Origin of the sequence: Kribbella sp. NBC_00662 (assembly GCF_041430295.1) — a bacterium.
In the GTDB taxonomy this organism is placed as follows: domain Bacteria; phylum Actinomycetota; class Actinomycetes; order Propionibacteriales; family Kribbellaceae; genus Kribbella.
In genome coordinates, this window is sequence record NZ_CP109029.1 from 2,698,870 (window position 1) to 2,718,671 (window position 19,802).

A 19,802-nucleotide genomic window follows, 5' to 3' on the forward strand; every position below is an offset into this window, starting at 1 on the left:
ACCCTTTTCCAAGTTGAGTCTGACAGGCTCAACCAATGGCGCCACCAGGTCATTCCCGAGGCCTTGGGCGTTCGCTGACGGTGAAATCAAGTAATCACGCGGTCAGCAGATCGCCGATCTGGCGTAGACCGGTCAGGTCGTGTACGTCGTCCGCCAGCGCCGGCACCTCGACGGTCCGGATGGCGCGGTGGCCGCGGCGGAAGCGGTCGGCGCGGCGGTGGTCGCCCACGACCTGTTGCATCTTGTCCGCGTGCAACCGCAGTACGGCGGCCGTCAACGGTGACTTGTCCGCTTCCTCGAGCTTCTCGGCTGCGGCGAGTGACCGCTCCGCCGACAATTCCGTGGCCTGCGAGTTCGTCACCCTGTTCAGCACGACACCGGCCAGCGGCATTCCCTCCGCCCGCAGCCGCTCGGCGAAGTACGACGCCTCGCGCAGCGCGTCGTTCTGCGGGGCGGCCACCACGAGGAACGAGGTGTGCGGTTCGCGCAGCAACGCGACGGTCTGCTCGGCCCGCTGCCGGAACCCGCCGAACAGCGTGTCGAACGCCGCGACGAACGTTTGTACGTCGGTCAGCACCTGCGCGCCGAGCACCTTGTTCAGCACCGACATCGCCATGCTCACGCCGGCCGACATCAGCTTGAACGGCCCGCGCGCCGGCGCCAGCAGCAACCGGAGGAAGCGACCCTCGAGCAGCGAGGCCAGTCGTTCCGGCGCGTCCAGGAAGTCCAGCGCGGATCGCGACGGCGGGGTGTCGACGACGATCAGGTCCCAGTCGCCGGTCTGCTCGGCCTGCTTGTGCAGCTGGCCCAGCTTCTCCATCGCCATGTACTCCTGCGTGCCCGCGAACGACGAGGAGAGCGCCTGGTAGAACGGGTTCGCGAGGATCTGCTCCGCCTTCTCCGGCGTCGCATGCTGCAGTACGACGTCGTCGAACGTCCGCTTCATGTCGAGCATCATCGCGTCCAGCCGCCCGCCGTTCGCGGCGTCCACCTCGGCGACCGCCCGCGGGGTGTTGTCCAGCTCGGTCAGCCCGAGCGACTGCGCCAGCCGCCGCGCGGGGTCGATCGTCAGTACGACGACCTTCCGCCCGCGCTCCGCCGCCCGCAGACCGAGCGCCGCCGCGGTCGTCGTCTTCCCCACGCCACCCGCGCCGCAGGTGACGATGATCCGCGTCCCCGCGTCGTCGATCAGCGCGTCCAGATCGAGCTCGGTCATGCGCGCAGCTCCTCGGCGAGATCGAACAGGGCGCCGTGGTCGATGCCCTCGGGCAGCAGCTCCAGCTCGACGACTTTCTTGCCCAGGGCATCTATCCGGTCGCGGTTCTCGCGTTCGAGTCCGACCCGGATCGCGTGGTCGTGCGCCTCGGCCGCGAGGGTCTCGACCAGGTTGTCGCCGATCGTGATGCCGGCCGCCTTGAGTCCCCTGGTCAGCTCGGCGGTGGGCAGTTTCTCCTTCACCGCAAGGGCAAGCGCGTCGTCGTCGAGCGGGCTGTTGCGGACCATGTTCACCACGATCGACCCGATCCGGAGATCGAGCTTCTCCAGCTGCTCGACCGCGTCCAGCGTTTCCTGGACCGGCATCTCCTCGAGCAGTGTGACCAGGTGGACCTGCGTGACGTCCGAGCGCAGCATGCCCATGATCGCGTCCGCCTGGTTGCGGATCGGCCCGACCTTGGCCAGGCCGGCGACCTCGTGGTTCACGTTCAGGAAGCGTCCGATCCGCCCGGTCGGCGGCGCGTCCAGTACGACGGCGTCGTACGCGAGCCGCCCGTGCGCCTTGCGCCGGGTCGCCTCGTAGACCTTGCCGGTGAGCAGTACGTCGCGGAGCCCGGGGGCGATCGTGGTGACGAAGTCGATCGCACCGACCTTCTCCAGCGCTTTGCCGGCCCGGCCGAGGTGGTAGTACATGTCGAGGTACTCCAGCAGCGCGGCCTCGGCGTCGACGGCCAACGCGAACACCTCACCGCCACCGGGGCCCTGGGCGATCCGGCGTTCGACGTACGGCAGCGGAGGCACGTCGAAGAGCTGGGCGAGCCCTTGCCGGCCCTCGACCTCGCAGAGCAGAACCCGCTTACCCTCGTCCGCCAGGGACAGAGCCATAGCGGCCGCAACGGTTGTCTTCCCGGTGCCCCCCTTACCGGTGACCACGTGCAGTCGCGCCATAGGTCCCAGGGTAGGACGTGTCCCACAGCACACCGTTAGAGTCCCCTTCATGAAGAAGTTCGAGTACTTCACCGCGCCGCTGCTGGTCCACTCGACCAAGGAGATCCTGGACAACTTCGGTCAGGACGGCTGGGAGCTGGTCCAGGTCGTCCCGGGGCTGAACCCGGAGAACCTGGTCGCCTACTTCAAGCGGGAGATCGAGGACAAATGAGCCACCCCGAGGAGAAGCTCGCCGAGCTCGGGCTGAAGCTGCCCGACGTGGCGAAGCCGGTCGCCGCCTACGTCCCGGCGGTCCGGACCGGTGACCTCGTCTACACGTCCGGTCAGCTGCCGCTGCGCGAGGGCACGCTGATCGCCACCGGCAAGGTCGGCGGTGAGGTCAGCGCCGAGGTCGCCAGCGAGTGCGCCCAGCAGTGCGCGCTGAACGCACTGGCCGCGGTCAAGGCCGAGATCGGCGACCTGGCGAACGTGAAGCGCATCGTCAAGGCGGTCGCGTTCATCGCGTCCACGCCGGACTTCACCGGCCAGCCGCAGGTCGCCAACGGCGCCTCCGAGCTCTTCGGCCAGGTCTTCGGCGAGGCGGGACAGCACGCCCGCAGCGCGGTCGGCGTACCGGTCCTGCCACTGGACGCCCCGGTCGAGGTCGAACTCATCGTCGAGGTCGGCTAACCCGACCGTGCGGGACCTGAACTCCGAACTGATGACCGGCCGCATGGCCGAAACAGCCCTCGAGTACGCCCGCGGGTCACGGACGCCGGCCGAACCCCGGCCGGCGTCCACAGTCATCCTGCTCCGTGACGCACCACTCGAGGTGTACCTGCTGCGGCGGCAGCGGACGATGGCTTTTGCTGCCGGGATGACGGTGTTTCCGGGTGGGCGGGTAGATCCGGCCGACTCGGCGGTTGTGGACTCGTGGTCGGGGCCGGCGCCGAGCGTGTTCGCCGAGCGGCTCGGGTGTTCTACGGAGCTGGCTGCGGCGTACGTCGCGGCCGCGGTCCGTGAGACGTTCGAGGAATCGGGTGTCCTGCTCGCCGGACCGTCCACGGAGACGGTCGTCGGCGACACCACCGGCGCGGACTGGGAAGCTGACCGGGTCGCGCTGGAATCCGGCGAGCTACGGTTCGCCGACTTCCTCCATCGGCGCGGTCTCCTGCTGCGAGCCGATCTCCTCGGCGCCTGGGCGCACTGGATCACGCCGGAGTTCGAGCCCAAGCGGTACGACACCGCGTTCTTCGTCGCGGCGCTCCCGGCCGGGCAGGTCACCCGCGACGTGACGAGCGAATCCGACCAGGTCACCTGGATCCGCCCCGCGGACGCGGTCGCCGCCGTCGACGCGGGCGAGACGCTCATGCTGCCGCCGACGTACCTCTGCTGCCGCGACCTCACGCAGTACGACGACGTTGCCGGGGTCCTGGCCGGGGCCGGCGACCGGGAGATCCGGACGATCATGCCCACTGTGCGCATCGACGGCGACCAGGCCTATCTGGAGACCACATGACTGAGTACGCGACCCTGATCCGGGCCGACAACCCCGGCCCGATGACGCTCGACGGCACGAACACCTGGATCCTGAAAGCGCCCGACGGCGAGCGATCGGTCGTCGTCGACCCCGGCCCGATGCTCGAGGACCACCTGACCGCGGTGCTCGAAGCAGCCGGCAAGGTCGCCGTCGTACTGCTGACCCACAAACACCCGGACCACTCCGAGGGCGCTGCCTGGTTCGCCAACCGGGCCGGCTGCGGCGTACGCGCCGTGGATCCCGCCTTCCGGATCCCCACCGATCACGCGCACGGGCTGGGCGAGGGCGACGTGATCACCGCCGACGGCCTGCGCATCGAGGTCCTGCCGACGCCCGGCCACACGCTCGACTCGGTCTGCTTCTGGCTCCCGCAGGACGGTTCGCTGCTCACCGGCGACACGGTCCTCGGCCGCGGTACGTCGGTCGTCGCGCACCCGGACGGTGCCCTCGGCCCCTACCTCGACTCCCTGAACCGGCTCCGCGCCTTCGCGAACTCCCCGGCCGGCGTGGCGCGCCTACTCCCCGGCCACGGCCCCGTCATCGACGACCCCGCTGCCGTACTCACCTACTACCTCGGCCACCGCGAGGAACGCCTCAACCAGGTCCGCGCAGCCATCGCCGAAGGCCACACGACCCCCGAGGCGATCGTCGAACACGTCTACGCCGACGTCGACCGCTCCCTCTGGCCCGCCGCCGAACGCTCGGTCCGAGCCCAGCTCGACTACTTGAACGGATAACCCCGCCAGTCGCCCGTTCTCGCCTCTTCACACGACCAGAGAAGGATCAACTCCAGGGGATAACCCTCGGAGCGTTGTCCACAGATGTGGCGCGGGCGGGGCGCGGGGAAGGGCTGGGCGGTGATGCTGGGTGAGTGAACGTCAAGCTGAGAATGATCGCCGAACGCCAAGGCGGGGTGTTCAGCCGCAGGCAGGCCTTGGCGAGCGGGTACACCCCGCGCCAGATTGTGCTGCGTCTCGCCGACCGCAGGTGGGAGCAGTTGCGACGGGGGCAGTACGCCGAGACGCTCGACGTCACCGGACTGCCGCCGTGGGAGCAACGGCGTACGGCGCATCTACGCATTGTCCACGCAGTGATGAACTCGCTCCGGTCCGGCAGCGTGGTTGTGAGTCACCAGTCCGCGCTCGCGCTCCACGGCCTACCGCTCTGGGGGCTCGACCTCTCGCAGGTACACGTGACACGAGTGGGCGGCCGGGCCGGCGGTCTCATCGCGGGAGTCCAGCACCATGTGGGAGGTCTTACGCCGGCCGATCTGACCCGGACCGACAATCTGTCGGTCACGTCTGTGCCCCGGAGTCTGGTCGAGACCGCATGTACGGCGTCCTTCGAGGCCGCAGTCGTCAGCGCCGACGTCGTACTGCGTGAGGGGCTCGCCGACTCGGACGAGTTGCGCCGCCTGTTGTCGGTGACCGAGTTCTGGCCCGGCAGCCCGACGGTGCGGGCAGCCCTCCAGTTCGCCGACCCGCTGTCCGAATCGGTCGGGGAGTCACGCTTGCGGGTGCTGATGCATCAGGCCGGCCTGCCCGAACCGGTGCTCCAAGCCGAATTCTCCGACTCCGACGGCTTCGTCGCCCGAGTCGACTTCTTCTTCCCGGCGTACGACACCGTGGTCGAGTTCGACGGCCTGCTGAAATACACCGGCGGTACGTCGGAGGTCCTGGTCCGCGAGAAGCGCCGCGAGGACCGACTACGTGCCCTCGGACTCGAGGTGGTCCGATCCACCTGGGCAGACTTCAACCGCCCGGCACACCTCGCCGCCACCATCCGCGACGCCTTCACCCGCAGCCACCGCGCCGCCTGACCCCGCCGCTTGACCCCGCCGCCTGACCCCGCCGCGTGAAGCCTCGTCGCCCCGCCGAACCGGGAGGGTTATCCCTTCGGGATGCCGGTTCTCATCCCGTCACAACAGCCGACAACCGGCATCTCGAAGGGTTATCCGTTCGCGTCGTCGGTGGGGCGGTGGCGCGGGGCGGTGGCGCCGGGGCGGTGGCGCGCCGGGGTGGTGGCGCGGGGCGGTGGCCCCGGGGTGGTGGTGGGCGCGGGTTAGCGGGCTCGGCGCTGGAGGCGGTCGACGTCGAGGAGTACTACGGAGCGCGGCTCCAGGCGGACCCAGCCTCGGGAGGCGAAGTCGGCCAGGGCCTTGTTCACGGTCTCGCGGGAGGCGCCGACCAGCTGGGCCAGCTCCTCCTGGGTGAGGTCGTGGTGGACGTGTACGCCGTCGTCGGCGGTGCGGCCGAAGCGGCTGGCCAGGTCGAGCAGGGCCTTGGCGACCCGGCCGGGCACGTCGGAGAAGACCAGGTCGGCGACCACGTCGGAGACCTTGCGCAGCCGGCCGGCCAGCTGCAGCAGCAGGCCGCGGGCCACCGCGGGGCGGCCGTCCAGCCAGCGGAGCAGCTCGTCGTGCGTCAGCGACATCAGGGACGCGTCGGTGACCGCGGTGACGGTCGCGGACCGCGGTCCCGGGTCGAAGAGCGACAGCTCACCGAACATCTGGCCCGGGCCGAGCACCGCGATCAGGTTCTCCCGGCCGTCGGCCGACGTCCGGCCGAGCTTGACCTTGCCCTCGACCACGACGAACAGCCGATCACCGGAATCACCCTCGTGGAACAGCACCTGGCCGCGCCGCAGGCGGCTCTCGGACATCGATGCGGCCAGGGCGTCGGCCGCCTCGTCGTCGAGCTGACTGAACAGCGGTGCCTGTCGGAGCACTGCGGCATCCACTTTGGGCCTCCTAGGACCTTCGACCACGACTGCGAGCGGGGGATCTGCCCCGTCCGGCACCGGGTCGTTCACACCCGGTCGCCACAAAACCGTAGCCCCTCCGGTGTCGGCACCGCCACGTAGGCTTGCCTCCATGCCATCCCCGCGTGTCGCGGAACCACTCCCGGGAGCCCTCCCGGACGTGGTTCTCAAGCTCCCCCGCAAGGCCCCGGTGTTCGTCGACGAGACCCCCACGCAGCTGGTCCGCCGGGCCCGCAAGATGCACAAGGTCCTCACCGACACCTACCCTGACGCCCACTGCGAGCTCGACTTCAAGACCCCGCTCGAGTTGCTGGTGGCCACGATCCTGTCGGCCCAGACCACCGACGTCATGGTGAACAAGGTGACCCCCACGCTGTTCGCGAAGTATCCGACCGCCCAGGCGTACGCCGAGGCCGACCGGGACGAGATGGAGGCCATCCTCAAGCCGACCGGCTTCTTCCGGGCCAAGACCAACAGCGTGATGAAGCTCGGCCAGGCCCTCGTCGACGACTACGACGGCGTCGTGCCGAACAAGCTCACCGAGCTCGTGAAGCTCCCGGGCACCGGCCGGAAGACGGCCAACGTGGTCCTCGGTAACGCCTTCGGCATCCCCGGAATCACGGTCGATACGCACTTCGGCCGCCTGGTCCGCCGGTTCGGCTGGACCACCGAGGAGGACCCGGTCAAGGTCGAGCACATCATCGGCGAGCTCTTCCCGAAGAAGGACTGGACGATGTTGTCGCACCGGCTGATCTTCCACGGGCGCCGCCGCTGCCACGCCAAGAAGCCGGCCTGTGGCGCCTGCCCGATCGCCCAGTGGTGCCCGTCGTACGGCACCGGTCCGACCGACCCCGAGGTCGCCGCGAAGCTGGTGAAGGTCCCGGCGTGAAGCTCGCAGCACGATCGCGTACGACGTCCCGCCGCCGGCCACTGGTCTGTGCCGCGACGGGCGTCGCGCTCGCGATCCTGCTGGCTGCCTGCGGCACCGAGAAGGCAGGCGCCCCGTCCACAGCAACTCCGGTCGCGGGCGCCGACAAGCTGACCGCCTGTCCGTCGACGCCCTCGAAACCGCCGACGACCAACGGCCTCCCGGACGTCAGCCTGCCGTGTCTGGGCAGCGGTCCGGACATCCGGCTCGCCGATCTCCGGGGTCCGCTCGTGATCAACGTGTGGGCGCAGTGGTGCGGTCCGTGCCGCGACGAAGCGCCGTACCTGGCTGCCTTGGCCAAGTCCGGCAAGGTGCGCATGCTAGGCATCGACTACGACGATCCGCGGCCGGAGCTGGCGGTGAAGTTCGCGACCGACGAAGGGCTGACGTATCCGCATGTCGTCGATCGGGACAAGGCGATCCAGCGCGGGTTGAAGATCGGCGGTCCGCCGTTGACCGCGTTCATCGACAAGGACGGCACTGTCGCCTTCGTGCACCGTGGCGTACTCACCTCGCAGCAGCAGCTCGATCAGCTGGTGGAGGAGCACGCGCGATGACCTTCGACGTGGAGATCCCGGACTGGTTGCAGCCGTTGGCGAAGGCGTCCGACGACGTCGACCCGAACCAGTTGTCCCGGTTCCTGCCGCCGGACGACCCGTCGGTGCGGAAGTCCGCCGTCCTCATCTTGCTTGCTGATGGCAACGATGGGCCGGAGGTGCTGCTGACCGAGCGGGCCTGGACGTTGCGCAGCCACGCCGGTCAGATGGCGTTCCCGGGCGGTGGCGCCGATCCCGAGGACGGGACCGGCGACGAGGGCCTGGTCCGGACCGCGCTGCGGGAGGCCGAGGAAGAGACCGGGCTGGACCCGGCGGGCGTCGTACCGTTCTCGATCTGGCCGGCGCTCTGGGTGCCGGTGAGCAACTTCGGCGTGTCGCCGGTGCTGGCCTGGTGGCGGGAGCCGTCGCCGGTCGCGGTGGTCGACCCGGCCGAGGTCGCCTCGGTGCACGAGGTGCCGATCAGTGCGCTCGCCGACCCGGCGAACCGGATCAGCTGCCTGCACCCGTCCGGTTTCACCGGCCCGGCGTTCGTCGTCGGCGACCTCTACATCTGGGGTTTCACCGCCGGGCTGCTGGACAAATTGCTGCTGCTCGGCGGATGGCGCCGCGACTGGGACCCCTCGGTCGTCGTACCGTTGCCCGACCGACTGGTCGAGGCGGCCTGGCGGAGGCACGGGGACATGTCGGAAGGCGTGGAATGAGCTGGCTCGACTGGGCGGTGCTCGGCACCGCGGCACTGGTGGCGATCTCGGGGTACGTCGAAGGGTTCGTGCTCGGGGCGTGCGCGACGCTCGGCCTGCTCGGCGGCGCCGCGATCGGCGTCTGGGGCGTCCCGCGGATCCTGGACCACTTCTCACCGAGCGTCACGGTTTCGTTCGCCGCGCTGGTGCTGGTGGTGGGACTGGCCGCGCTCGGGCGAATGCTCGGGGCGATGGTCGGCACCAGGGTGCGCAACCGGCTGTCCTGGAAACCGATCCGGTTTCTCGACGCGCTGGGTGGCGCCGCGCTGGCGGCCGCATCGGTGCTGATCGTGGCCTGGGTGCTCGGCGTCGCGGTGAGCGGCGCGCGGATCCCGAGCGTGACGTCGGCGGTCCGCGGGTCGCAGGTGCTCGCGAAGGTCGACGAGTTCCTGCCGAACAGCGCTGACCGGGCGCTGCAGTCGTTCAACGACGTGGTCAACACCGACCTGTTCCCGCGGTTCCTCGACCCGTTCGTGCCGGAGCGGATCCGCGAGACACAGCCGCCGGACAGCGCCATCGCTCGGCAGCAGCCGGTGCGGTCGGCGTACAGCCGGATCGCGAAGGTGACCGGGGTCGCGAGCTGCTCACGCGGTCTCGAGGGCAGCGGGTTCGTGTACGCGCCGCAGCGGGTGATGACGAACGCGCACGTCGTGGCCGGTGTCAGTTCGCCGTCGGTCGAGGTGAACGGGAAGAAGTACGACGCCAGGGTGGTCGTGTTCGACCCCGAGACCGACATCGCGGTGCTGTACGTGCCGAACCTGAAAGAGCAGCCGCTCTCCTTCGACTTCGCCGGTAAGGCCGACGACCCGGCGGTCGTGCTCGGCTACCCGGAGAACGGTCCGTTCGACTCCGAGCCGGCCCGGATCCGCTCCGAGGAACGACTCCGCGGCCCCGACATCTACGGCGACAAGACCGTCACCCGCGACGCGTTCTCGATCTGGGCCTCGGTCCGCCCCGGCAACTCCGGCGGCCCGCTGCTGTCCGCCAAGGGCACGGTGTACGGCGTGGTCTTCGCCGCCTCGGTCGAGGACAACCGCACCGGCTACGTCCTCACCGCCGAACAGGTCTCCACCGACGCCCGCACCGGCACCACCGCCACCCAAGAGGTCTCGACGCAGTCCTGCACCTAGGGCAGAGACTTCAGCCAGTCGATCACCAAGCTGTTGAAGAGGTTGGGGGCTTCCTCGTGGGGGAAGTGGCCGGCGGGGGCGATCAGCTCGTCACGGAGTGGCGCGGTGACCAGCTTGGCTGGAGTGGTCGCGGTCGGGGAGATGGCGGAGTCCTGGGCGCCGTGGACCTGCAGAACGGGTACGGCGACCGGCGTACGCATCCTGCTCGAGTACTTGCGGCCGTCCGGGCGTATTCGCGAGCGGGCAAACCAGCGGTGGTATTCGAGGGCGCAGTGTGGTGCCGGCCAGACCTGGAGTGCCGCGCGGTAGCGGCGTGACGCCTCCGCGTCGGGGAAGGTGCCACCCGGGGCGGCCCAGGCGCGGAGGAGGCCTTCGATGTGGATGCCGTCGTGAGCCAGCAGCCGCCGCTCCGGAAAGACCGGCAGCTGGAACCACGCCGTCCGGCTCAACGCCTTGGCCCGGCCCGCGCGAGCCAACACGAGCGGGTGCGGCGCCGACACCGCCACCAGCCCACGGACCTGCCGAGGGGCCAGTACTGCGGCCGACCAGCCGATGAAGCCACCCCAGCCGTGACCGACCACGACCGCGTCCGTCGCACCGAGCGAGCGGATCACGCCGGAGACGTCAGCTGCCGCCGTGTACGGGTCATAGCCGCGGGGCGTCTTGTCGCTGGCGCCGTACCCGCGCAGGTCCATCGCCACCGCGCGGTAGCCGGCGGCCGCGACCACCGGCAGCTGATGCCGCCAGGCCCACCAGAACTCGGGAAAGCCGTGCAGGAACAGGACGAGCGGGTCGTCCGCCGCGCCGCACTCCGCCACGTGGAACCGGGCCCCGTTGGCCGCGACGAGCGAGTGCGACCAGGGGCCGTCGACGAGCAGGTCGACGACTCCCGCCGGGCTCAGCGCCGTACGCCCGGCTCAGGCAGGGCCGCGTGCTCCTCGTCGCCCTTGCCGATCGCCTTGAGCGCCTCGACCGACTGCTTCGAGGTCTCGATCGTCCGCTCCGGGCCCTTTGCGCTCTTCAGCGCCCGCATCCCGATGAACACCAGGATCGCGCCGATCAGCAGGAAGGCACCGGCCACGATCAGGAACGCGATGGCCGGGTGCAGGCCGGCCGCGGTCAGTCCGTACGCCGCGGCGATGCTCAGCAGGATGACCGCGAGCAGCGCCAGGAACGCGGCCGCCGCGAACAGGCCGGCGCCGGTCCCGGCCGCGACCGCGGTCTTCTTCAGTTCGGTCTTGGCGAGCTCGACCTCACTGCGGACCAGGCTGGACAGTTCCTTGCTGGCATTCGCGACAAGCTGGCCGACCGTGGGCTCGTCCCCGTTCTGCCCCATCGACATCGCAACTCCTTCCCACACGTCCGTGCCCCGACACTACAGTCCGTACCCGTCGTCAATCGGCGTACGCGCGGTTTCGGCGAGCCAGCAGGAGCGCGGCGATCAGCGCGGCCAGCACCGAGGCGACCAGTACGGCGGCCTTGGCGCGCTCGACCTGGGCAGCATCGGATCCGAACGCGAGCTGGGCGATCAGCAGCGCGACGGTGAAACCGATCCCGGCCAGCACGGACACCGCGGCGACGTCCCGCCAGGCCAGGTCGGAGTTGAGCTCTGCCCGGGTGAAGCGCGCGGTCAGCCAGGACCCACCGAACACCCCGACGGACTTGCCGATCAGCAGCCCGGCGACCACACCGATCGCGACCGGGTCGGTCAGCATCTGCCGTACGGCGGTCCCGCTCAGTGTCACGCCCGCGGCGAAGAGTGCGAACACCGGTACGGCGACACCCGCGGACCACGGGCGCAGCCGGTGCTCGATCCGCTCCGCCGGCGCGTGCTCCTCACCGGGATCCGCGACGACGCGGGTGACGAGCCCGAGTGCGACGCCCGCGATCGTGGCGTGGATCCCGGACTCGTGCATGAACCACCAGGTCGCGAGTGCGATCGGGATGTAGAGGAACGGCGTACGGACGCGGCGTCGCTGGAGGAGGTACCAGAGCGCGATCAGGGCGACGGCCGCGAGCAGGGAGAGCAGGTGGAAGCCGTGCGAGAAGAACACCGCGATCACGAGGATCGCGCCGAAGTCGTCCACCACCGCGAGCGTGAGCAGGAACGCACGCAACGCACTCGGCAGCGACGAACCCACGATCGCCAGGACGGCCAGCGCGAACGCGATGTCGGTCGCGGTCGGCACCGCCCAGCCGTGCGGCTTGCCGTCGTCCGAGACCAGGTTGGTGATCAGGTAGATGATTGCCGGAAGCATCATTCCGGCGATCGCCGCGACGACCGGCACGACGGCCTCGTTGAGCTTCGAGAGTGTGCCCACGACGAGCTCACGCTTCAGCTCGACCCCGGCCAGGTAGAAGAACAACGCCAGCGCGCCGTCCGACGCCCACGCCTCGACCGTCAGCGGGCCGAGCTGGGCATCGCGCAGGTGGTGATACGCGTCCTGCCACGGCGAGTTCGCCCAGACCAGCGCGACGACAGTGGCCGCGAGCAACAACAGGCCGCCGGTCGTCTCAGCACGCAGCGTGTCGGCGAGGAACGCCCGTTCGCGCCCGAGGATGCGGGGGAATGCGCGCTTCTTCTGCCGGATCCGCGGGTGCTGGCTCATGTCGGCCCTTCATTTCGGGGTCGGTCGGACGGACGCCGACCAGACTTCCCGGCACACCCGGTGACCGATTCTACCTGGTGATCTCCGCGGCGAGCCCTTCGAAATCGGGGACGACGAGGTCCGGCGCGAGAAAGGCCTTCGGGTACGGCGTCTGCCGCCGGTCGAGGTAGAACCCGCTGAGCCCGGCCCGGCGGGCGCCGTCGATGTCCCACGGGTGGACCGCGGCGAGTCCCATCCGCTCGACGGGCACTCCGCACACCTCCGCGGCGTACTGGTACGCGGCAGGGTGGGGCTTCCAGCGCTGCGGCGTCGACACATCGAGGCGGTGCTCGAGGAACGGCATGATGCCGCCGTCGATGAACACCTGTTTGGACATCGCGGCCGATCCGTTGGTCAACGTGACGATGCGGATGCCGGCCTCGTGGATCCGGCGCAGTCCCGGTTCGACGTCGGGGTGCAGCGGCAGGCGGGTGAATCCCGACAGCACGCTCGCGACGGTCTCGTCGTTCGGTTCGATCCCGGCTGCGACGAGCTGTGCTTCCAGGAGCTCGGCGCCGAGCTCACGGAAGCCGGCGTACGAATCGACCGCCGTCAGCGCGAACCCGTCCCGCAACGTCGCCGCAAACCACGCGTCGAGACTGTGCCGCGGCAGTCCAACCGCCTCGAACCCGTCCCGCAACGGCTCCATATCCGTCAGCGTCTCGTTGACGTCGAGCACCAGAACGTCGATCATCACGACTCCTCAGGTCTTCCCTGCGTTGACGGTTGCTCAGAGCAACGAGGGCTAACCGATCCAGACCCGCGGGTCCGGGCCCTTCGGGACGATGCCGGTGGGGTTGATGTTGTTGTGGGTGACGTAGTAGTGCCGCTTGATCTGGTCGAAGTCGACCGTCTCGCCGAAGTCGGGGAGTTGGTACAGCCGGCGCGCGTACGCCCACAGGTTGGGGAACTCGGTCAGCTTCTGCCGGTTGCACTTGAAGTGTCCGTGGTACACGGCGTCGAAGCGGACGAGCGTCGTGAACAGCCGGATGTCCACCTCGCGCAGCGTGTCACCGAGCAGGTACTCGCGGTCCGCAAGCCGTTCCTCGAGTACGTCGAGGCGCGCGAACAGGGCGTCGTAGGCCTCGTCGTACGCCTCCTGACCGGTCGCGAAACCGCAGCGGTAGACGCCGTTGTTCACGTCGCGGTAGATCTCGTCGATCAGCACGTCCATCTCGGCGCGATCCGGCGGGATCAGCTGCGGTGCGCCGGGCTTGTGGAAGTCGGTCCACTCGGTGGAGAGGTCGAGTGTGATCTGCGGGTAGTCGTTCGTGACCACGTCGCCGGTTTTGGTGTCGACGATCGCGGGCACGGTCACGCGGCCGTCGTACGTCGGGTCTGTGCGCAGGTACGCCTCGGAGAGGAACCTGATCCCGAGCACCGGGTCGGTGTCGTCGGGGTCGAGCGTGAACCGCCAGCCGCGCTCGTCGCGGATCGGGTCGACGATCGCCAGGCTGATCGCGTCCTCCAGGCCGAGCAGCCGGCGGACGATGACGGAGCGGTGCGCCCACGGGCAGGCCAGGCTGACGACCAGCCGGTACCGCCCCGGCTCTACCGGCCAGCGACCCTGGTCGTCCGGACCCTCGCCCGGCGCCGAGGTCGAGTCCCGGGCGATCCGGCCGGTGAATCTGTTGCTCTGCCGCTTCCATTCGCCGGCCGACGACGTCTCCTGCACGAACTGTCCCGAGGTCATAACGGTAAAACTACCCCTCTGGCAATTGGCTGAGGCTGTGGATGGTCACTGGCCGTGAGACGGCACTGGACGTTACAGTCGGGCTGACAAGGTCGTCCGGGACAAAGCGGTCACGGGCGTCTTGCGCGGTAAGAAAACACCGCGGCCCGTGTACCCCGGCAACCGGTTTGCCGGCCAGATTCCCAGGGATGCTGAGACCTCATGGCCCGCCCACGGAACAACCCCGGCGACCTCGCCGAGCTCCCTACCGAGCTGCGGCCCGATCGTCCGAAGGGTGACCAGATTCGCGAGATTCTGGAGAACCTCACCCGCTCGCTGGCCGTCGGCACCGTGCTGCCGTCCGAGCGCGTCCTGGCCGAGCGCTTCGGCGTGGCCCGGATGACGGTCCGGCAGGAAGTGGACCGGGTCGTGGCCGAGGGCCTGGCCAACCGTCGCCCCGGCGGCGGCACCTTCGTCGCCGAGCCGCGCCCGTCGCGGATGCTCGCGTCGTCGTTCACGCAGGACATGGTCAACCGCGGTATCAAGCCCGGCGCCAAGGTCCTCGAACACCGCGTCGGCGCCGCCGACGAGGACCTCGCCCGCGAGCTCGAAGAGCCGATCGGCACCCCCGTCCTGCACCTCGTCCGCCTCCGCACCGCCGACGGCGACCCGATGGCGATCGAGCGCACCGCACTCTCCCTGCACCGCTACCCCGGCCTCGACGAGATCGACTTCGCCGAGAAGTCGCTCTACACCGAACTCTCCACCCGGTACGGCGTGACGCTCGGCATGGTCTCCGCCTCGATCGTCGCCGCCCCACCGGAGCCCGGCGACGCCGAACTCCTGGAGATCGACAACTCCACCCCGTGCCTCATCATCACCGTGGCCCCCCGCACCGCCACCGACCAGGTCATCGAATTCGGCCGGTCCGTCTACCGCTCGGACCGCTACGACATCACCGTCGCCTACCGCGCCACCTGATTCCTCCGGGTACTGCGGTCAACCCCCCGCGTGGGGACTACTCCTCCAGGTACTTCTCGACCTCGTCGAGGATCAGATCCATCGGCTTTGTGGCGTCTACCTGGAGATAGCCGTCCGCCGGGCGTCGCGTCTGTTGTAGCCCGATTCGGAACATCTGCTCGCCGTCCGCATCCAGGTGACCCGCATCGATCGGCGGTAGGACGACCCCTCGGCGTTGGCTTCGTAGGGCGGGTCGGGACCGGAGTCGACTGTCGATCAGCGCGAGATCGTCGGTGCGGCATTCGACGTACTTGTACGCGACACCCCGCTCCTCAGCCATCTCCCGGCCCGTCGCGAGGATTTCGTCGTACTGGCAGGGGCTGTCGATGACCGCGCTGACGCCCTGTTCCAACAGGTGTCGTGTGAGCGCGTACATGACCGGATACGCGACACGCCCGCTGTCCGCGACGAGTACGCCGCCGTCCAGCACTGCGCTCCGGATGACGTCGAGATCCACGACAACCGCGCCGTACCGCGAGCCGACATGCCGCGCGATGGTCGACTTGCCGGTCCCCGGGAGGCCGGACATCTGCAGAAGGAACTGCTTCATACGTTCAAGCTTCGGAGAACGTTCGGGGTCTCGCCGCGTTCCGCCAGGCGGGTGACGATCTCCACGGTCAGTGCCTGGAGGAGCATCGCGCCGACCATGGTCGACGTGGCGCCGGTGCGTTCGGGAGAGCCGGCGACCTCGATCAGGGCGTCGCCCGGTACGCCGCAGTTGTCGATCACCACGTCGGCGGTCTCGAACAGCCGCTGACCGCCCGGCGCCCTGGACGCGGTCGAGGTGGTGTGCGCCATCGACGTCAGCGCGATCACCTGCGCACCCCGCTCTCGCGCACCCAGAGCGAACTCGACGGGTACGGCGTTCCGTCCGGAGTTCGACGCGATCAGTACGACATCGCCGGACTCCAGCTGATTGATCTCTAGCAGAACAGCGGCCAGACCGGGCAGCCGTTCGAGCAGTGAGCTCTTCTCCAGCCCCTCGTGCAGCATCAGCCCGGGCTCGAGGATCGCCCGTACGTCGGCCAGCCCGCCGGCGCGTCCGTACAGCTCCTCGGCCAGCGCGTGACTGTGCCCCGTCCCGAACACCCAGAACCGCTTCCCGCCGGCGAGCGCGTCCGCGACCAGCCCGGCCGCCACCCGGATCGCCCCGAGCTGCGTCTCGGCCGCCTGGTGCGCGATCGCCAACGCCTTACCGAAGTACTCCTCAGCCCCAGCCATACGCCGAACCTATCGCCCGCGCTCCTCGGCCCGAAAGCACCCCGACTAGACCACTATTCTCCGGGGCCGGAATCTTGCTCACCGCAACAACGCCTGCGCGCGAATCGTGGGTGCGGCCAACGCTGAGATCACCGATGACGGACCTCTCTCCCCATAGACTGCCCGGGTGGACGAGCAGCAGACTCCGACCGCCCTGACTCAGTTGCCGAGCTGGCTGCTGACCCAGAGCGCGGCCCAGGCGCACCGGATCGTCACCGAGTCGTTCGCTGCCGGGGGTGCGCGGGCGTACCACTTCCGGCTGCTCGCGACCCTCGTCGAGTTCGGCCCGGCCAGTCAGGCCGAGCTCGGGCGGCGCAGTTGTATCGACCGCAGCGACGTAGTTGCCGCGCTCAACGAGCTGGAGGGCGACGGGTACGTCGAACGCAGCCCGGACCCGGCCGATGCCCGGCGCAACATCATCACGATCACCACGGCCGGCAAGCGGCAGTACAAGCGGCTGACGAACCTGGTCGGCAAGGCGCAGGAGGAGATCTTCGCGCCGCTGTCGGCCACCGACCGTGCCCGGCTGACCACGATCCTCACCAAGCTCCTGGGCTATCACCAGGAGCTGTAGGACTACATCTCCGGCAGTTGGGCGCGAGCGGCCCGCTGGGTACGGCGTACGCGCAGTTCGCGAGCGTGAACCCGGCGGCGGGCGGCGCGTGAGATCTTCCGGCGTTCCTCGGTCAGCGGAGTCGGCAGCTGGGTGCTGGTCTGGATCGCGTTCACATCCTGTCCGATGCGCGGTCCGGCGGGATGGTTCCGCCGTACGCCGGAATTTCTGCTCCGCCCGGCCCGGAATCGGTCCTGTTCGGCGCAGATTCGAAACGACTCGGCGATACCCCGGTTCCGTGGCAGGGTGAGCGTTGGTAGAAAGGTAGCCGGGCGCGCCGGCGCGCCGAAGCCAGCGATGAGGAGTCGTCGACGTGACGAATGCAGAGTCACCCAAGCCCGAGGCCCAGTCCGAGGCGCTGTCGAACCTGATGCACGAGGAGCGCCGCTTCGAGCCGCCCGCCGAGCTCGCCGCGAACGCGAACCTCAAGGCCGACGCGTACGAGCGGGCCGCGGCCGACCTGGAGGGGTTCTGGGCCGAGCAGGCCAAGCGCATCACCTGGGCCACCGAGCCGACGGAGACGCTGGACTGGAGCAATCCACCGTTCGCCAAGTGGTACGCCGACGGCAAGCTGAACGCGGCGTACAACTGCGTCGACCGGCACGTGGAGAACGGTCTCGGCGACAAGGTCGCGTACTACTTCGAGGGTGAGCCCGGTGACACCCGCGAGATCACCTATGCGCAGCTCAAGGACGAGGTCAGCAAGGCGGCCAATGCGCTGCTCGAGCTGAACGTCCGGGCCGGCGAGATCGTCGCGATCTACATGCCGATGATCCCCGAGACCGTGGTCGCGATGCTCGCCTGCGCCCGGATCGGCGCGCCGCACACGGTCATCTTCGGCGGCTTCTCCTCCGAGGCGCTCAAGGACCGGATCCTGGACTGCGACGCCCGCGTCGTGATCACCTCGGACGGCGGCTACCGCCGGGGCGCGCCGGCGGCACTGAAGCCCGCGGTCGACGCCGCGCTGGTGGACTGCCCCGACGTACGCAACGTGCTCGTGGTGAAGCGCACCGGCCAGGAGACCGCGATGGTCGAGGACCGCGACCTGTGGTGGGAGGACTTCGTCGGCAAGCAGTCCGCGGACCACACGCCCGAGGCTTTCGACGCCGAGCACCCGCTGTACGTGATGTACACGTCCGGCAGCACGGGCAAGCCGAAGGGCATCCTGCACACGACGGGCGGCTACCTGGTCGGTACGTCGTACACGCAGTGGGGCGTCTTCGACCTGAAGCCGGACACCGACGTGTACTGGACCGCCGCCGACATCGGGTGGGTCACCGGCCACAGCTACATCGTGTACGGCGCCCTCGCGAACGCGACCACGTCCGTGCTGTACGAAGGCACGCCGGACACGCCGCACCAGGGCCGCTGGTGGGAGATCGTGCAGAAGTACAAGGTGTCGATCCTGTATTGCGCTCCGACCGCGATCCGGACCTTCATGAAGTGGGGCGCGGACATCCCGGCGAAGTTCGACCTGTCGACGCTGCGGGTGATCGGGTCGGTCGGCGAGCCGATCAACCCGGAGGCCTACATCTGGTACCGGGAGAACATCGGCGGGAACAAGGCGCCGGTCGTCGACACCTGGTGGCAGACCGAGACCGGTATGCACATGATCTCGCCGCTGCCGGGCGTGACCGCCGGCAAGCCGGGCGCCGCGATGCGAGCGATCCCGGGTGTCAACGTGGATGTCGTCGACGACGCGGGCAACTCGGTGCCGGACGGGTCGGGCGGCTACCTGGTCATCACCAAGCCGTGGCCGTCGATGCTCCGGACGCTGTGGGGCGACGACCAGCGGTTCGTCGACACGTACTGGTCCCGCTTCCCGGGCGTGTACTTCGCCGGCGACGGCGCGAAGAAGGACGAGGACGGCGACCTGTGGCTGCTCGGCCGCGTCGACGACGTGATGAACGTGTCAGGGCACCGGTTGTCCACGACCGAGATCGAGTCGGCACTCGTCTCGCACCCGAAGGTGGCCGAGGCGGCCGTCGTCGGTGCGTCGGACCCGACCACGGGTCAGGCGATCGCGGCGTTCGTCATCCTCCGCTCCGAGGCGGGCGACGGTGGTCCTGACGTGGTGCAGGAACTCCGCAACCACGTGGCCAAGGAAATCGGCCCGATCGCCAAGCCCCGCCAGATCATGGTCGTCTCGGAACTCCCGAAGACCCGCTCCGGCAAGATCATGCGCCGCCTCCTCCGCGACGTAGCCGAAAACCGCGAGGTAGGCGACGTAACCACCCTCGCCGACTCCACCGTCATGGACCTCATCAAAACCAACCTGGCCGCCGGCAAGTCCGACGAAGACTGAGCACCCCAGGTACTCCGCAGCAGACCCCCGGCGTTTTCGCCAGGGGTCTGCTGCTATCTGGCTGACTGCGGTCCGCCCCCGCGTGCTCCCGCAGCCGCTTCCTTCGTCGCTCCGCTCCTCAGCGCGTCCGCTCCGCCCGCTGCCCACCCGCCCCCGGCTTATCGCCGGACCTGCCGGCTATCGCCGGGGTGTGCGGCTGCCGCCGCGTGCGCTCGCTGGCGCTCGCGGGGTGACCACCCGGTCTGCCGCGTGCTCCCGCAGGCGCTTTCTTCGTCGCTGCGCTCCTCAGCGCACCTGCTTCGCGCTCCGATCTGCCCGCCGCCTTATCGCCATCGCACCCGCCCCAGCTACCGCCAGGACTTTCTGGCTGTCGCCGGATCCGCGGGCTGTCGCGCGACCCGCGGGCTGTCGTCGGACCCTCCGGCTACTGTGGTCTACCGGATATCGCCGTGGGGTGCCGCCTGCTCTCGACAGCTATGTGGCTGCC

At 69.4% G+C, this 19,802-nt stretch carries 23 protein-coding genes; 12 read left to right on the forward strand and 11 right to left on the reverse strand.

Translation table 11 applies throughout. From position 1 onward, the window contains the following. Positions 1 to 94: 94 nt before the first annotated feature. Complete coding sequence (locus OHA10_RS13750) at positions 95 to 1,216, reverse strand: ArsA family ATPase (protein WP_371406582.1); 1,122 nt, start codon at positions 1,214 to 1,216, stop codon at positions 95 to 97. Beyond that, complete coding sequence (locus tag OHA10_RS13755; RefSeq protein ID WP_371406583.1) at positions 1,213 to 2,163, reverse strand: ArsA-related P-loop ATPase; 951 nt, start codon at positions 2,161 to 2,163, stop codon at positions 1,213 to 1,215. The genes OHA10_RS13750 and OHA10_RS13755 overlap by 4 nt, the downstream gene beginning before the upstream one ends. A 49-nt stretch (positions 2,164 to 2,212) precedes the next feature. Between OHA10_RS13755 and OHA10_RS13760 the strand changes: the two genes are divergently transcribed. The 5 genes from OHA10_RS13760 to OHA10_RS13780 all read left to right on the forward strand — a co-directional run bounded on the left by OHA10_RS13760 (position 2,213) and on the right by OHA10_RS13780 (position 5,501). Next, entirely contained in the window at positions 2,213 to 2,374 is a 162-nt protein-coding gene (locus OHA10_RS13760; RefSeq protein ID WP_165553378.1) for a DUF4177 domain-containing protein, read from the forward strand. Further along, entirely contained in the window at positions 2,371 to 2,832 is a 462-nt protein-coding gene (locus tag OHA10_RS13765; protein ID WP_371406584.1) for a RidA family protein, read from the forward strand. Before OHA10_RS13760 ends, OHA10_RS13765 begins: the two co-directional genes overlap by 4 nt. A gap of 43 nt (positions 2,833 to 2,875) precedes the next feature. Then, the gene (locus OHA10_RS13770) at positions 2,876 to 3,661 is read left to right on the forward strand and encodes an NUDIX hydrolase (protein ID WP_371406585.1); all 786 of its coding nucleotides are present in this window, start codon (positions 2,876 to 2,878) and stop codon (positions 3,659 to 3,661) included. Then, positions 3,658 to 4,419: an MBL fold metallo-hydrolase gene (locus tag OHA10_RS13775; RefSeq protein ID WP_371406586.1), complete on the forward strand. Its 762-nt coding sequence runs from the start codon at positions 3,658 to 3,660 to the stop codon at positions 4,417 to 4,419. The genes OHA10_RS13770 and OHA10_RS13775 overlap by 4 nt, the downstream gene beginning before the upstream one ends. 134 nt (positions 4,420 to 4,553) lie before the next feature. Further along, entirely contained in the window at positions 4,554 to 5,501 is a 948-nt protein-coding gene (locus OHA10_RS13780; RefSeq protein WP_371406587.1) for a type IV toxin-antitoxin system AbiEi family antitoxin domain-containing protein, read from the forward strand. Between the two features lie 242 nt (positions 5,502 to 5,743). Here OHA10_RS13780 and OHA10_RS13785 read toward each other — a convergent pair whose 3' ends face one another. Beyond that, positions 5,744 to 6,421: a Crp/Fnr family transcriptional regulator gene (locus OHA10_RS13785; RefSeq protein ID WP_137252118.1), complete on the reverse strand. Its 678-nt coding sequence runs from the start codon at positions 6,419 to 6,421 to the stop codon at positions 5,744 to 5,746. 133 nt (positions 6,422 to 6,554) lie between these two features. Here OHA10_RS13785 and nth point away from each other — a divergent pair, with 133 nt between their 5' ends. From nth to OHA10_RS13805, 4 genes are read left to right on the forward strand one after another with little or no spacing between them, the layout of a single operon-like run. Next, positions 6,555 to 7,331 carry an endonuclease III gene (gene nth / locus OHA10_RS13790; RefSeq protein WP_371406588.1) on the forward strand — a complete coding sequence of 259 codons (777 nt, stop codon included), beginning with the start codon at positions 6,555 to 6,557 and terminating at the stop codon, positions 7,329 to 7,331. Then, positions 7,328 to 7,927, forward strand: a complete 600-nt coding sequence (locus tag OHA10_RS13795) for a TlpA family protein disulfide reductase (protein WP_371406589.1) — start codon at positions 7,328 to 7,330, stop codon at positions 7,925 to 7,927. Before nth ends, OHA10_RS13795 begins: the two co-directional genes overlap by 4 nt. Then, the gene (locus tag OHA10_RS13800; protein WP_371406590.1) at positions 7,924 to 8,628 is read left to right on the forward strand and encodes a CoA pyrophosphatase; all 705 of its coding nucleotides are present in this window, start codon (positions 7,924 to 7,926) and stop codon (positions 8,626 to 8,628) included. The genes OHA10_RS13795 and OHA10_RS13800 overlap by 4 nt, the downstream gene beginning before the upstream one ends. Beyond that, positions 8,625 to 9,797, forward strand: a complete 1,173-nt coding sequence (locus OHA10_RS13805) for a MarP family serine protease (RefSeq protein ID WP_371406591.1) — start codon at positions 8,625 to 8,627, stop codon at positions 9,795 to 9,797. The genes OHA10_RS13800 and OHA10_RS13805 overlap by 4 nt, the downstream gene beginning before the upstream one ends. Here the strand turns inward: OHA10_RS13805 and OHA10_RS13810 are convergent. The 5 genes from OHA10_RS13810 to OHA10_RS13830 all read right to left on the reverse strand — a co-directional run bounded on the left by OHA10_RS13810 (position 9,794) and on the right by OHA10_RS13830 (position 14,138). Further along, positions 9,794 to 10,615, reverse strand: a complete 822-nt coding sequence (locus OHA10_RS13810; protein WP_371406592.1) for an alpha/beta fold hydrolase — start codon at positions 10,613 to 10,615, stop codon at positions 9,794 to 9,796. The two genes, OHA10_RS13805 and OHA10_RS13810, sit on opposite strands and share 4 nt — an antisense overlap. An 80-nt stretch (positions 10,616 to 10,695) precedes the next feature. Next, positions 10,696 to 11,139 (reverse strand): phage holin family protein, encoded by a 444-nt coding sequence (locus tag OHA10_RS13815; protein WP_371406593.1) that lies wholly within the window; start codon positions 11,137 to 11,139, stop codon positions 10,696 to 10,698. 52 nt (positions 11,140 to 11,191) lie between these two features. Beyond that, positions 11,192 to 12,406: a Na+/H+ antiporter NhaA gene (gene nhaA / locus OHA10_RS13820; protein WP_371406594.1), complete on the reverse strand. Its 1,215-nt coding sequence runs from the start codon at positions 12,404 to 12,406 to the stop codon at positions 11,192 to 11,194. A gap of 70 nt (positions 12,407 to 12,476) precedes the next feature. After that, positions 12,477 to 13,139, reverse strand: coding sequence for a haloacid dehalogenase type II (locus tag OHA10_RS13825; protein ID WP_371406595.1), 663 nt, complete (start codon positions 13,137 to 13,139; stop codon positions 12,477 to 12,479). A gap of 51 nt (positions 13,140 to 13,190) precedes the next feature. After that, positions 13,191 to 14,138: a glutathione S-transferase family protein gene (locus OHA10_RS13830; RefSeq protein ID WP_371406596.1), complete on the reverse strand. Its 948-nt coding sequence runs from the start codon at positions 14,136 to 14,138 to the stop codon at positions 13,191 to 13,193. A gap of 201 nt (positions 14,139 to 14,339) precedes the next feature. On the opposite strand from OHA10_RS13830, the gene OHA10_RS13835 reads away from it, so the two are divergent. Then, positions 14,340 to 15,098, forward strand: coding sequence for a GntR family transcriptional regulator (locus OHA10_RS13835; protein ID WP_371406597.1), 759 nt, complete (start codon positions 14,340 to 14,342; stop codon positions 15,096 to 15,098). Positions 15,099 to 15,135: 37 nt separating this feature from the next. Here the strand turns inward: OHA10_RS13835 and OHA10_RS13840 are convergent, their stop codons facing one another. Both OHA10_RS13840 and OHA10_RS13845 read right to left on the reverse strand, forming a co-directional pair. Beyond that, the gene (locus OHA10_RS13840) at positions 15,136 to 15,687 is read right to left on the reverse strand and encodes an AAA family ATPase (protein WP_371406598.1); all 552 of its coding nucleotides are present in this window, start codon (positions 15,685 to 15,687) and stop codon (positions 15,136 to 15,138) included. Further along, complete coding sequence (locus OHA10_RS13845) at positions 15,684 to 16,358, reverse strand: SIS domain-containing protein (protein ID WP_371406599.1); 675 nt, start codon at positions 16,356 to 16,358, stop codon at positions 15,684 to 15,686. The genes OHA10_RS13840 and OHA10_RS13845 overlap by 4 nt, the downstream gene beginning before the upstream one ends. A 166-nt stretch (positions 16,359 to 16,524) precedes the next feature. On the opposite strand from OHA10_RS13845, the gene OHA10_RS13850 reads away from it, so the two are divergent. Then, the gene (locus OHA10_RS13850; RefSeq protein WP_137252132.1) at positions 16,525 to 16,971 is read left to right on the forward strand and encodes a MarR family winged helix-turn-helix transcriptional regulator; all 447 of its coding nucleotides are present in this window, start codon (positions 16,525 to 16,527) and stop codon (positions 16,969 to 16,971) included. Positions 16,972 to 16,973: 2 nt separating this feature from the next. Here the strand turns inward: OHA10_RS13850 and OHA10_RS13855 are convergent, their stop codons facing one another. Then, the gene (locus OHA10_RS13855) at positions 16,974 to 17,126 is read right to left on the reverse strand and encodes a hypothetical protein (RefSeq protein ID WP_371406600.1); all 153 of its coding nucleotides are present in this window, start codon (positions 17,124 to 17,126) and stop codon (positions 16,974 to 16,976) included. 254 nt (positions 17,127 to 17,380) lie between these two features. Between OHA10_RS13855 and acs the strand changes: the two genes are divergently transcribed. Then, positions 17,381 to 19,315: an acetate--CoA ligase gene (gene acs, locus OHA10_RS13860; RefSeq protein ID WP_371407938.1), complete on the forward strand. Its 1,935-nt coding sequence runs from the start codon at positions 17,381 to 17,383 to the stop codon at positions 19,313 to 19,315. Positions 19,316 to 19,802: the final 487 nt, after the last annotated feature.